At 62.0% G+C, this 12,887-nt stretch carries 12 protein-coding genes and 1 pseudogene; 9 read left to right on the top strand and 4 right to left on the bottom strand.

The features are described from left to right. The first annotated feature begins 538 nt into the window (after positions 1–538). The 4 genes from NCS02_RS17670 (at position 539) to NCS02_RS17655 (ending at position 6,337) form a co-directional block, all read left to right on the top strand. Positions 539–1,273: an ABC transporter ATP-binding protein gene (locus NCS02_RS17670; protein ID WP_008353276.1), complete on the top strand. Its 735-nt coding sequence runs from the start codon at positions 539–541 to the stop codon at positions 1,271–1,273. A gap of 82 nt (positions 1,274–1,355) precedes the next feature. After that, positions 1,356–2,192, top strand: coding sequence for a shikimate dehydrogenase family protein (locus NCS02_RS17665; RefSeq protein ID WP_008353278.1), 837 nt, complete (start codon positions 1,356–1,358; stop codon positions 2,190–2,192). 122 nt (positions 2,193–2,314) lie between these two features. After that, positions 2,315–4,240, top strand: coding sequence for a potassium transporter Kup (locus NCS02_RS17660; RefSeq protein ID WP_008353280.1), 1,926 nt, complete (start codon positions 2,315–2,317; stop codon positions 4,238–4,240). Positions 4,241–4,336: 96 nt separating this feature from the next. Continuing rightward, complete coding sequence (locus NCS02_RS17655; RefSeq protein ID WP_250440628.1) at positions 4,337–6,337, top strand: acyl CoA:acetate/3-ketoacid CoA transferase; 2,001 nt, start codon at positions 4,337–4,339, stop codon at positions 6,335–6,337. A 34-nt stretch (positions 6,338–6,371) separates the two neighbouring features. On the opposite strand, the gene NCS02_RS17650 is transcribed toward NCS02_RS17655, so the two are convergent. Then, positions 6,372–7,880 (bottom strand): amino acid permease, encoded by a 1,509-nt coding sequence (locus tag NCS02_RS17650; RefSeq protein WP_175979570.1) that lies wholly within the window; start codon positions 7,878–7,880, stop codon positions 6,372–6,374. A 432-nt stretch (positions 7,881–8,312) separates the two neighbouring features. Here NCS02_RS17650 and NCS02_RS17645 point away from each other — a divergent pair, with 432 nt between their 5' ends. Next, the gene (locus NCS02_RS17645; protein ID WP_008353285.1) at positions 8,313–8,969 is read left to right on the top strand and encodes a peroxiredoxin; all 657 of its coding nucleotides are present in this window, start codon (positions 8,313–8,315) and stop codon (positions 8,967–8,969) included. Between the two features lie 66 nt (positions 8,970–9,035). On the opposite strand, the gene NCS02_RS17640 is transcribed toward NCS02_RS17645, so the two are convergent. Then, the gene (locus tag NCS02_RS17640; RefSeq protein ID WP_175979372.1) at positions 9,036–9,509 is read right to left on the bottom strand and encodes a ferritin-like domain-containing protein; all 474 of its coding nucleotides are present in this window, start codon (positions 9,507–9,509) and stop codon (positions 9,036–9,038) included. 37 nt (positions 9,510–9,546) lie between these two features. Here NCS02_RS17640 and NCS02_RS36315 point away from each other — a divergent pair, with 37 nt between their 5' ends. After that, positions 9,547–9,675 (top strand): hypothetical protein, encoded by a 129-nt coding sequence (locus NCS02_RS36315; protein WP_268811586.1) that lies wholly within the window; start codon positions 9,547–9,549, stop codon positions 9,673–9,675. A gap of 13 nt (positions 9,676–9,688) precedes the next feature. On the opposite strand, the gene NCS02_RS17635 is transcribed toward NCS02_RS36315, so the two are convergent. Then, entirely contained in the window at positions 9,689–10,399 is a 711-nt protein-coding gene (locus NCS02_RS17635) for a FadR/GntR family transcriptional regulator (protein WP_008353287.1), read from the bottom strand. Positions 10,400–10,857: 458 nt separating this feature from the next. On the opposite strand from NCS02_RS17635, the gene NCS02_RS17630 reads away from it, so the two are divergent. The 3 genes from NCS02_RS17630 to NCS02_RS17620 all read left to right on the top strand — a co-directional run bounded on the left by NCS02_RS17630 (position 10,858) and on the right by NCS02_RS17620 (position 12,659). Continuing rightward, positions 10,858–11,751: a ketopantoate reductase family protein gene (locus NCS02_RS17630; RefSeq protein WP_250519907.1), complete on the top strand. Its 894-nt coding sequence runs from the start codon at positions 10,858–10,860 to the stop codon at positions 11,749–11,751. A gap of 103 nt (positions 11,752–11,854) precedes the next feature. Continuing rightward, positions 11,855–12,187 (top strand): DUF4148 domain-containing protein, encoded by a 333-nt coding sequence (locus tag NCS02_RS17625; protein ID WP_008353289.1) that lies wholly within the window; start codon positions 11,855–11,857, stop codon positions 12,185–12,187. Positions 12,188–12,281: 94 nt separating this feature from the next. Continuing rightward, entirely contained in the window at positions 12,282–12,659 is a 378-nt protein-coding gene (locus NCS02_RS17620) for a DUF427 domain-containing protein (RefSeq protein ID WP_008353290.1), read from the top strand. 3 nt (positions 12,660–12,662) lie between these two features. On the opposite strand, the pseudogene NCS02_RS17615 reads toward NCS02_RS17620, so the two are convergent. Further along, a pseudogene (locus NCS02_RS17615) lies at positions 12,663–12,887 on the bottom strand (ArgP/LysG family DNA-binding transcriptional regulator); the annotation flags it as partial.

Raw genomic sequence — 12,887 nt, 5'->3', positions numbered from 1 at the left:
GTCACACGCAATTTGGGTAGTTCTCTCGTCCTCGGTGGCACTCGCCTAAAGAGTGCCCTCGAAGGACCAATCGGGCTTGGCTCGCGCACGGTCCGCCGCCCGAAAACGCTGAGGACACTGGTTCAGCACGAAAGAGCTTCGGCACAGCGCTACGCGCTGCCGCCGGGTCCGCAAGGGAAACCAAAGGGCGGCGATTGCAGTGAGATGGAGACGTTAGTAGAGAAGCACGCGCGGACCCGATTGACCGGTCGGCCGCGAAGCGGGCTGGAGCTGTTTGGTGCTGAACCAGTTTGTTGTGTGGTGCGACGAGGCGGACCGTGCGCGAGCCAAGCCCGGTTGGGCCTATGAGGGCACTCTTTAGGCAGCCCACGAACGACGAGAGGACTACCCAAATTGCGTGTGACCGCGGGCGTATCAGAGGCTGCTTTCTTTGCTTACTTTCTTTGCAGCAGCAAAGAAAGTGAGTGCCGCCCCGCACAGGGGCAGTGCTAATAGACCGACACGATCACAGGATTTCCCCAAAAGCCGAAAAAGAAAAATGCTGACGATAACAAACCTCCACGCCGGTTACGGCAAAGTCAAAGTCCTCCACGGCATCTCACTGAACGTGCCGAAGGCAAAAGTCGTCACGCTGATCGGCTCGAACGGCGCCGGCAAGACCACGACGATGCGCGCCATCTCCGGCATGATCAAGCCGACCGAAGGCGAAATCACAATGGGCGTCGGCAGCAACTCCAAGCGCATCGATTCGCTCGATTCGCACAAGATCGCGCGCCTCGGACTCGCGCATTCACCGGAAGGACGCCGCGTATTCGCGACCATGTCCGTCACCGATAACCTGCTGCTCGGCGCTTTCCCGCGTCTCACATGGTCGCGCCCGAAGGGCGATGTCAGCGCCGATCTCGAACGCGCGATCGAACTCTTTCCGCGTCTGAAAGAACGCCGCAATCAACTCGCCGGCACGCTATCGGGCGGCGAACAGCAGATGCTCGCCATGGCGCGCGCCATCATGCTCAATCCGGACCTCGTCCTGCTCGACGAACCGTCGATGGGTCTCGCGCCCATTCTCGTCGACGAAGTCTTTCGCATCATCGAGCGCCTCAAAGCGGACGGCGTCACGATGCTGCTAGTCGAACAGTTCGCAGCCGCAGCGCTCAATGTCGCGGATTACGGCTACGTGCTCGAAAACGGACGCGTCGCGACACACGGCCCCGCAGAGCAGTTGCGCAACGATCCGTCGGTGAAGGCGGCCTACCTCGGCGCGAGTCACTGATTGCCGCACTGCGGCAGACGCAATCCGCTCTATCATGATCGGAGCGCGACCGCGCGCGTCCGACATCGTGAAAGGAGCTGCCATGATCAGCGGCAAGACCACTCTGATTGCTCACCTCGGCTACCCGACCGAAGCGTTCAAGGCGCCGATGATCTACAACCCCTGGTTCGACAAACAGGGCATCGATGCGGTCGTCGTGCCGATGGGCGTCAAACCCGACGATTACGTCGCGTTCCTGCCGCATCTGTTCAAGCTGACGAACATCCGCGGCGCGCTCGTCACCATGCCGCACAAGATCACGACCGTCGGCCTGATGGATGAAGTGAGTCCCACCGCGCGCATCGCCGGAGCCTGCAACGCAATCCTGAAGCGCGAAGACGGCAGGCTCGTCGGCGATCAGTTCGACGGCGCGGGCTTCGTGCGCGGCGTCGAGCGCAAGGGCCGCAAACTCGCGGGCACACGCGTGCTCGTGCTCGGCAGCGGCGGCGTCGGCTCGCCGATCGCGGCATCGCTCGCGGCGGCGGGCGTCGCGGAACTCGCTATCTTCGACACCAACACGGCGTCCGTCGAAGGGCTCGCCTCGCGCTTGCGCGAGCACTATCCGAACCTGATCGTCAGAACCGATACGAAAGATCCCGACGGCTTCGACGTCATCGTCAACGCGACACCGCTCGGCATGAAGGACACGGACCCGCTGCCGTTCGATATCGACCGCATCGCGCCAGGCACGTTCGTCGGCGAAGTGGTGATGAAGTCGGAATACACGCCGCTCCTGCGCGCCGCGAAAGACAAGGGCTGCGCCGTGCAGGTCGGCACGGACATGCTGTTCGAGATGATTCCGGCGTATCTGGAGTTCTTCGGCTACGGCACCGCCACTGCCGACGAGCTGCGCGCGGTCGCTCAGATCAAATACGCGTAACGAAGCCTGCGCGGACATAACCGCGCTTCGTTCCTATACTTTTATCGACACAGCAAGGCAGACGCTCATCCTCTGACAAATAGGCCGCCCGCATGCGCGGCTCGGAAAAGCAGGGAGGAATCATGGGATCGACTGCACCCGGCTTGCCGGCCGATGACAATCACGCGCCGAAGCCGCACGGCCATCCGGCATTGATGGGGCTCTCGCTCGCGGCGCTCGGCGTAGTCTACGGTGATATCGGCACGAGTCCGCTCTATACGCTCAAGACCGTGTTCGATCCCGCGGGCGGCCTGCCTTTGCAGCCGGCGAACGTGATCGGCATCGTGTCGCTGATCTTCTGGTCGCTCACCATCATCGTGTCGCTCAAGTACGTGACGCTGATCCTGCGCGCCAACAATCACGGCGAAGGCGGCATCATGGCGCTGCTCGCGCTCGCGGCATCGTCGGTGGAATCGAAGAAGCGGCTGAAGCATGTGCTGCTGCTCGTCGGCGTGATGGGCGCGGCGCTCTTTTACGGCGATGGCGTCATCACGCCCGCCATTTCCGTGCTGAGCGCAGTGGAAGGCCTCGAAGTGGCGGCGCCCGGCCTTCAGCCTTATGTCGTGCCCCTCACGCTCGTCGCGCTGGTCGCGCTGTTCGTGATGCAAAAGCACGGTACGTCGGGCATCGGCGCCGTCTTCGGGCCGGTGATGGTGCTGTGGTTCATCGTGCTGGCCGTGTCGGGGCTCATGAACATCAAGGATTCGCCGCATATCCTCGCGGCGCTCAATCCGCTCGAAGGACTCGAGTTCTGCATGCGGCATCGGTGGCTCGCGTTCGTTGCGCTGGGCGCGGTCGTGCTTTCGCTCACGGGCGCCGAAGCGCTCTATGCCGACATGGGCCACTTCGGTTCGCGGCCGATCCGCCTGACATGGTTCGCGATCGTCTTCCCCGCGCTCGCGCTCAACTATCTCGGTCAGGGCGCGCTTCTTATCGCCGATCCCGCCGCGTTGCAGAATCCGTTCTACCGGCTCTTTCCATCGTGGATGCTCTATCCGATGGTCGTGCTCTCCACCATCGCGACCGTCATCGCATCGCAGGCCGTGATCTCGGGCACCTATTCGATGACCAAGCAGGCGATGCAGCTCGGCTTTCTGCCGCGCATGAGCGTCGTGTACACATCGGCGCGGGAGATCGGGCAGATCTATGTGCCGGGCATCAACTGGACGCTCCTGCTCGCAGTGGTCGCGGCCGTGCTCGGCTTCGGCTCGTCGACGGCGCTCGGCTCCGCATACGGCATCGCGGTCACGGGCACGATGCTCATCACCACGTTGCTGACGTTCTTCGTGATCCGCTATGCGTGGCGATACAACTGGGCACTATGTATCTTCGCCACCGCATTCTTCTTCGTGATCGACGCGATGTTCTTTTCGGCGAATTGCCTGAAGATTGCGGACGGCGGCTGGTTCCCGGTGGCGATCGGTCTCGTGATGTTCACGATCATGGCGACGTGGGGACGCGGTGCGCAGATGATGATCCAGGAAGCGCGCGCGCGTGCGGGCACGATGCCGCTCAAGCCGTTTCTCGCCAACCTGCTCGAACGTTCGCCGGCGCGCGTGGAAGGCACGGCGATCTTCATGTCGAACGATCCGAGCGGCGTGCCGCATTCGCTGCTGAACAACCTCATGCATAACCGCGTGCTGCACGAACACACGGTCTTTTTGACGGTCGCGACCGAGCCTGTGCCATGGGTCGACGAAGCGCGCCGCGTGTCGATCGAAACGCTCGGCAACGGCTGCTTCCAGGTGACGGTGAACTACGGTTTCAAGGACGAAGTCGATCTTCCCGCCGCGCTGGAAAAGTGCCGCGGGGCCGGGCTGAAATTCGATCGCGCGACGATCTCGTACTTCATGTCGCGCGCGACCGTCGTGCCGACGCCCGGCGCCGGCATGGCCTTATGGCGCGAACGGCTGTTCGCGATCATGTTGCACAATGTCGGCAACGTCGCGGCCTATTTGCGATTACCGGCCGATCGCGTGATCGAACTCGGCGCGCGCGTCGAGATATGACGGCGCAAATCAGCTGATTTGCGTGCGTTCGACGCAAGCAGGCGGCGCGTATTCAAGCGAAACTCACGATAAGAAATGCGGCAGACAGGAGACGCCATGACCGCCAGCAACACGCCGACCCGCCATCCGTTTCCATCGACAGCGCGCCTCGTCGAACGCGGCAAGATCTCGTCCGCGCGCGAGGCCGTGCGTCTGATCCGCTCGGGCGACACGATCGCGACGAGCGGTTTCGTCGGCATCGGCTTCGCGGAAGAAGTGGCGATCGCGCTCGAAGAACGCTTCGTCGAAGGCGACGATCCCATCGCGGACCTCACGCTCGTGTATGCGGCGGGCCAGGGCGATGGCCGCAGCAAAGGCCTCAATCATCTGGCGCGCGAAGGGCTCGTCAAGCGCGTGATCGGCGGGCACTGGGGACTCGTGCCGGGCCTTCAGAAGATGGCGATAGAGAATCGCATCGAAGCGTATAACCTGCCGCAAGGCGTGATCTCGCAGCTCTTTCGCGATATCGCCGCGCATCGGCCAGGGCAACTTTCGACGGTCGGGCTCGGCACCTTCGTCGATCCGCGCAACGGCGGCGGCAAGCTCAATGCGCGCACGACGGAAGATCTCGTGCGGCTCATGGAGATCGACGGCACGGACTATCTCTACTACAAGACCTTTCCGATCGACGTCGCCATCGTGCGCGGCACGACCGCCGATCTCAACGGCAACGTCACGATGGAAAAGGAAGCGCTGACGCTCGAAGCGTTGTCCATCGCGATGGCCGCGCGCAATTCGGGCGGCATCGTGATCGCGCAAGTCGAGCGGCTTGCGGAATCGAACACGCTCAACTCGCGCCAAGTGAAGATACCCGGCGTGATGGTCGACTGCGTCGTACTGGCAAAGCCCGACAATCACTGGCAGACCTTCGGCGAGCAATACAGCGCGGCGTTTTCGAGCGAATTGCGCGTGGCCGCGAGTTCGGTGCCGCCGATGTCGCTTACGGAACGCAAGATCATCGCGCGGCGAGCGGCGTTCGAATTGATGGCCAATAGCGTCGTGAATCTCGGCATCGGCATGCCGGAGGGCATCGCGAGCGTCGCGAACGAAGAGCAGGTGATCGATCTCTTCACGATGACGACGGAGCCGGGCGTGATCGGCGGCATTCCCGCGGGCGGCCTCAATTTCGGCGCGGCGACGAATACGCAGGCGATCATCGATCAGCCGTATCAGTTCGACTTCTACGATGGCGGCGGCCTCGACATCGCGTTCCTAGGCCTTGCGCAAGCGGACGGCGAAGGCAATCTCAACGTGAGCAAGTTCGGGCCGAAGCTCGCGGGCGCGGGCGGCTTCATCAATATCAGCCAGGCGGCCAAGAAGGTCGTGTTCGTCGGCACTTTCAATGCGGGCAAGCTCGATGTCGCGATCAACGAAGGCAAGCTCGAGGTTCGCCGCGAAGGCGAATGCCGCAAGTTCGTCGATGCCGTCGAGCATCGCACGTTCAGCGGGCGTTATGCGGCGGAGCGCGGGCAGACCGTGATCTATATCACCGAGCGCTGCGTGTTCGAACTCACGGACAAGGGACTTGCGCTGACCGAGGTCGCACCGGGCGTCGATATCGAGCGAGACATCGTCGCGCAAATGGGTTTCGCGCCGATCATGGACACGCCGCCGCGTCTGATGGACGAACGCATCTTCCGCGATGCGCCAATGGGCTTGCGCAATATCCTGCTGAGGCTCGATCTCTCCGAACGCTTCAGCTACGACGCGGAGAAGAATCTCTTCTTCATCAACTTCGAAGGCCATGAAGTGAAGAGCCTGAGCGATGTCGAAGCGATTCGCCGCGAAGTCGAAAAGCAGTTAGCGGGCGTGACGACGAAGCCGCACGCGATCGTGAACTACGATAACTTTTCGATTCGCCCCGACATGCTCGACGCGTATTCGGAAATGGTCACGAAGCTCGTCGATGGACACTATGACCGCGTGACGCGCTATACGACGAGCAGCTTTCTAAGGCTGAAACTCGGCGACGCACTGAAACGTCGCGGCGTCGCGCCGTATATCTACGAAAGCCCTGAAGAAGCGCGCGAACACGAATCGAAACGCGCGTCGGAATGAAGCAAGGGCCGCGATTCGAGCGGCCCTTCGAATGTCATCCGCGAGCGGGGCGACGCGGCGCGGCTTCTCGCTGATTGCGCAGCCTGCTATGACGTATGCCGTAGCCGAAGTAAATGACGACGCCGATCGCCATCCAGACGATGAGCCGTATCCACGTATCGGCGGGCAGGCCGGACATCAGAAAGAGCGATGACAACGCGCCGAGCGGCGCGACCACATACACCGCGGGCGTCTTGAATGCGCGTTCGAGATTCGGCTGCGTGATGCGCAACACGAGCACGCCGATGCACACCACCATGAACGCGAACAGCGTGCCGATGCTCACGAGTTCCCCGACGAGACCGATGGGCAACAGTCCCGCAAGAATCATCACGATGATGCCGGTGATGATGGTCGTGATATAGGGCGTGTGAAAGCGCGGGTGAATCTTCGATGCGAACGGTGGCAAGAGTCCGTCCTTCGCCATCGAATAGAAGATGCGCGGCTGCGACAGCAACAGCACGAGAATCACCGACGTCAGACCGAAAATCGCGCCCAGTTTCACGATGGGCGAAAGCCAGCGCATGCCGATCGCATCGACGCCGACTGCGATCGGGTCCGACACGTTCAGCTTGTCGTAAGACACGATGCCGGTGAGTACGTACGAAACGAGCACGTAGAGAATGGTGCAGATCGTGAGCGAACCGAGAAGGCCGATCGGCATGTCGCGTCGCGGATTGCGCGTCTCCTGCGCGACGCACGATACCGAATCGAAACCGATATAGGCAAAGAACACGACGGCCGCGCCACGCAACACGCCGCTCATGCCGAACACGCCCGACTCGCCGGTATTCGGCGGTATGAACGCGCCGGTCGGATTTTGCGGAGTGACCCAGTGGTTCGTATCGACATAGGCGATGCCCGCCGCGATGAACGCGAGCACGATCAGCACCTTGATGACGACGATGAAGCTGTTCACACGCGCCGACTCGCGTATGCCGATAACCAGAAGAATCGTGATGAGCCCGACGATCACCATCGCGGGCACGTTGAGGATCGCGCCGACATGACTCCAGCCGTGACCGGGATCGTAAGCGAAAGGCGCTTTCGCAAGCTGTTCGGGTATGTCGATGCCGATCGAATGCAGAAAGCTCACGACATAACCCGACCATCCGATCGCGACGGTCGTTGCGCCGACCGCGTATTCGAGTATCAGATCCCAGCCGATGAGCCACGCAATCAGTTCGCCCATCGTCGCATAAGCGTAGGTGTACGCGCTCCCCGATACGGGCACGGTGGAAGCCATCTCTGCATAACACAGGCCAGCGAGCGCACAAACGATTGCGCCGAGCACGAAAGAGATGATGATCGCGGGGCCGGCGTTGGTGGCGGCCGCGTGGCCCGTCAGCACGAAAATCCCCGCGCCGATGATGCAGCCGATGCCGAGCAACACGACATCGAGCGCGGTGAGCGAACGCTTCAGCGCGTGGCCGCCGTGTTCCTGAAGCACTTCCTCGCTTTCGGCCGCTTCGCTTTGCAACGCAGCAACGGACTTTCTTTGCATGACGGTCACGATCGCCTCCTTATGCGGCGGCAGCGTGGCCACGCCGGGTGGCGCGGCGAATTCTGTCGCCTGTTCGACTGCGCGATGATCCAGGTGCCTGCGGCCTTGCACTTGCACGTTCGGTCTGACGTATGTGTCTCGTGATAGCAGATTTCGCCGGCGAATTCGAGCGCGGCGCCGTCCGAAACGCGAGCAACGGACATTTACGAAATATGCTTATTCACGGCGTCGCGGGTACGGAGCAGGAAACGTGCCGCTGGCTATATCCGCCGTGGCTCGTGCGGCGCGACGCATGACCACACGACGCCAGCGGTCATCAATTGCCGATGCATCGCGCACTATAATCAGATTCACGATTGCAATCCTTAACCCGGAAACCGTTCTTATGCATATGGAACGTTCACCGGCCTTTTCCTCACGTGGAGATTTGATATGGCTATACGCATTGGTGATGAAGCCCCCGATTTCACGGCAGAGACGACCGAAGGCACGATTCGCTTTCACGAGTGGATCGGCGACAAATGGGCAATCCTGTTCTCGCATCCGAAGGACTTCACGCCGGTTTGCACGACCGAGCTCGGTTATATGGCCAAGCTCAAGCCCGAGTTCGACAAGCGCAATACGAAGGTGATCGGCCTCTCGATCGACCCGGTGACGAATCACTCGCAGTGGGCGAAGGACATCGAGGAAACGCAGGGCACGGCGGTCAACTATCCGATGATCGGCGACGCGGATCTCAACGTCGCGAAGCTCTACGACATGATCCATCCGAACGCGAGCGGCGCGAATCCGCGCACGGCGAACGACAACGCGACGATCCGCGCGGTGTTCATCGTCGGTCCGGACAAGAAGGTGAAGGCCACGTTCACGTATCCGATGAGCGCGGGCCGCAACTTCGACGAAGTGCTGCGCCTGCTCGACGCGCTGCAACTGAACGCGAAGCACACGGTCGCGACGCCGGTGAACTGGAAGCCGGGCGATGACGTCATCATTCCGACGTCCGTCTCGGATGAAGACGCGAAGAAGAAGTATCCCGAAGGCTTCAAGACGCTGAAGCCCTATCTGCGCACGGTCGCGCAGCCGAAGTAAGACACGGCGCTTCCGGGCGTCTCAGGCGCCGGTCCGCGAAATGCGGACCGGCGCTTTTCATTTCGCTCAGTTATGCCCCGTGCGTCGCTCGGGCGACGTTTCGACTTCGCCGGGCCTGCGCAGCATCTTGTCCACTTCGCCCGCGTGCAGTTCCTCGACCTGGATCATCTGCCGCGCGTATTCCTCCAGCGCGACGGAACGGTCTTCGACGAGCGAGAGCAACTCGCGATAATGACCGAGCGCGACGTTTTCCGATTGCAGCGATTCGCGCAGGATCGTCGCGATGTCGAACGTGTGATTGTCGAGCAGCGGGCCTATTTCAAGCGACGGATACGCGCCGAGGGTCGTGATCCATTCGCCGGCCTGATGCGCGTGCAGCAGGGATTCATCGGCCTGTGCGCGCAGCCACGAGACGATGGGAATGCGTCCGAAGCCGAAGACGAGAAACGAATAGTGCGTGTAACGCACGACACCCGCCAGTTCGGATTCGAGAATCTTGTTCAGGACGCCGACGACCCTTTCCTTTTCGAGCTCTGCCATTCTTGCCTCCGTTTTTCAACGCCGCGCATGCACAGGCATGACTCATTGTAGTCACGCGCGCGGCGCATGCGAGGCGAAAGTGCGGCGTCCGGGCGCGCAAGATGCGCTCCCGGCGGGCCATGAAGGCGATGCGGGCGGCCTGCCCGCCGCTGCATCCGAATGGTGATTCAGAACCGGCTTCAGGCGATTTCTTCGATCCAGAGCGAGGCAGTGCGCGACAGCACTTGCGACATGGCCGCTCGCGCGCCGTCGCCGTCGGCGGTTTCGATCGCGCGCACGAGCCTGCCGTAATCGCCGAGCTGCGAATCGGGCACGCGCGGCAGCGCATGAGGCTGATTGCGCAGCGCCGCCTTCATGGTGCGGATGCCGACGCGCACGACGCTGCCCATCTGCCGTAGCACTTCATCGCCGCTTGCATCGACGATGGCGGCCTGCAGCGCCTCTTCGGCGGCGGACTGCAAGGGTTCGGACGGGCTCGCATGCAGGAGCCGCTGATAGGCCGCGTTGATGGCGATGCGCTGATGCCGGTTCGCACGCGTCGCGGCGAGCGCGGCGGCAGGCGGATCGACGAGCGCACGAAATTCCATCAGCCTGCGGATGCAGTCGGGATCGTGCAGCGCACGCATGCGCCACTCGGCGACTTCCGGGTCCATGATGAGCCATTCGCGTGCAGGCTTGATGCGCGTCCCCGTCTTGGGCCGCACGTCGAGCATGCGGCGCGAGATGAGAATGCTCAACGCCTCTCGCATGATGGTCCGGCTCACACCGTGCTTCTTCGAAAGAATGACTTGTGGCGGAAGCACGTTGTCCTGGTATTCGCCGCTCACGATGCCCGCGACGAGTTGATTCACCACGCGCTTGACGAGCGATGCTTCATATCCATGATTCATGTTTTTGTTCTCGTGATAACGCCCGCGCCTGCGGCTTCGAGCTGCTCGTCGCCGAGCGGCAAGGCCAGCGCTTGTCTAAGTTCACGGCGCCTCGGTGCGCCGCACGGTCGACCGCTCGCGCGATGCGCTTGCCCGGCACGCCGTGTATTTGGTCCCCCGGATTTGACTACTCGATGCGGCCTTGGCCGCACACCCCGCAGCGGTCGGCATTGTTTGGACAGCATCGTCGATCCGCTGAAAGAAGCGTATTGTGCGTGGCCCGTTTTAACAATATGGTGAGCCGCGAATTCGACTGACTATGGTGCGTCCGACCACAAAATCGCGTGGACACGGGCAGATGCGCGAATCCATGCGAAGTCCGCAAGCGTTTGCGCAACATCCGTGACGTAACGAACCGTCCGCAGCCATGTGTTACCTTTTCGAGCCACAGTTCAACATCGCAACGGGAGAAGCGAAACATGAAAGTCGCCGTCATGGGTGCGGGCGCGGTCGGTTGTTATTACGGCGGCATGCTCGCGCGCGCGAGTCACGAGGTCGTGCTGATCGCGCGGCCGACGCATGTCGAGGCGATCGAACGCGACGGCTTGCGGCTCGACACGCAGCATTTCGACGAACGGGTACACGTCGCCGCGAGCACCGATGCGAGCGCCGTGAAGGGCGCGCAACTCGTGCTCTTCTGCGTGAAGTCCACGGACACCGAAAGCGCCGCGAAGGCACTCGCGCCTTATCTCGAACACGATGCGCTGCTGCTGTCGCTGCAAAACGGCGTCGAGAATGCGGAGCGCCTGCGCGAACTGTTGCCGCAAGAGGCGGCGGCCGCTGTCGTGTACGTCGCGACGGAAATGGCGGGGCCGGGGCACGTGAAGCACAACGGACGCGGTGAACTCGTGATCGAGCCATCGACGAAGAGCGAAGGCGTTGCGCGTGCGCTCGTGGCGGCGGGCGTGCCGACCGAAATCTCCGACAACGTGCGCGGCGCGCTATGGGCGAAGCTCGTGCTGAATTGCGCCTACAACGCGCTGTCCGCGATCACGCAGTTGCCTTATGGAAAGCTCGTGCAGGGCGAGGGCATTACACGCACGATGCGCGATGTCGTCGACGAATGCCTTGCGGTCGCGAAAGCGGACAACGTGACGATTCCCGGCGATGTCGATGCCGCCGTGCGCCGTATCGCCGAGACGATGCCGAATCAGTTCTCGTCGACGGCGCAGGATCTCGCGCGCGGCAAGAAGAGCGAGATCGATCATCTGAACGGGCTGATCGTGCGGCGTGGCGAAGCGCTCGGCGTGCCGACGCCGGCGAATCGCGTGCTGCATGCGCTCGTCAAGGCAATCGAGAGCAAGGGTTCGTAGGCGCGTTTTAGACGGACGACGGTCGTTGCCGGGCACGGGCGATGCTGAGTATGAAGCACGCACAGAAATCACCGTGCGCAGGCCAACATACCGGAGGTTCACCATGAAATCGTTCGTCAAAGCCGTGGCCGTCGCCGCTGTAGTGGTGGCGCCGGCGCTTTCATTCGCGCAAACCGATTCGTCGCTTACGCGGGGTCAGGTGAAGGAAGATCTGAGGCAGGTCGAAGCAGCGGGCTACGATCCGTCGCGCTCGGACCAGACTTCGTATCCGTCGGATATCCAGCGCGCCGAGCGCCGCGCATCGGGGCAGAACAATGCCTATAACGCCGATATGAATTCCTACGGCGGCGCGACCAGCGGCCGCTCGGCTGCAGGCATGCGCGCGATGCCGCGGATGGACAACGACGGCACCAAGCCCCTTTATTTCGGTCATTGATGCTGCGAGGGGCCGGGTTCTGCGTGTTCGACGCAACGGCGTTACCATCGATTCTTCCGTTCGCTATGGTGCGTTCGTTCGCAGGAAGACACTCATGGATAAAGCCGTCAAGATTCCCGGTCCCGATCATCCGATCACGATCGAGCGCAGTCCGTCGCGCGTGCTGGTCAAAGCGGGCGGACGCGTGATCGCCGATACGACCGAAGCGCTTTCATTGCGCGAGGCATCGTATCCCGAGGTGCTATATGTGCCGCGCAAGGACGTGGACATGTCGCAACTCGAACGCACGTCGCACTCGACATACTGCCCTTACAAGGGTGAGTGCAGCTATTACAGTATCCCTTCAGGTGGACAAAAGTCGGCCAACGCCGTGTGGTCGTATGAGTCTCCTTATGAGGCTGTTGCGTCGATAAAAGATCATCTCGCGTTCTATCGAGATCGCGTGGATTCGATCGAAACCCGCGAAGCGTAATGCTCAATCGAGAAACGATCTGGCGCGATGTTTGAGCATCGCGCTGAAGTCGTCCAGCCAGCCGATCGAAAGACGCCAGCTCTGCCAGTAGAGATCGACGTCGAAGCGCGCACCCGGCGACACTTCCACCAGGTCGCCGTTTTCGACGTGTTGCGCGACGAGCCGTTGCGGACACATTCCCCACGCCAGCCCCGACGTGCACGCGCGCACGAAGCCCTCGCCATGCGG

The organism is Caballeronia sp. NCF2 (assembly GCF_023631205.1).
In the GTDB taxonomy this organism is placed as follows: domain Bacteria; phylum Pseudomonadota; class Gammaproteobacteria; order Burkholderiales; family Burkholderiaceae; genus Caballeronia; species Caballeronia zhejiangensis.
The sequence above is the reverse complement of the archived record's forward strand: the minus strand, read 5'-3'. Positions and strand labels throughout refer to the sequence as shown.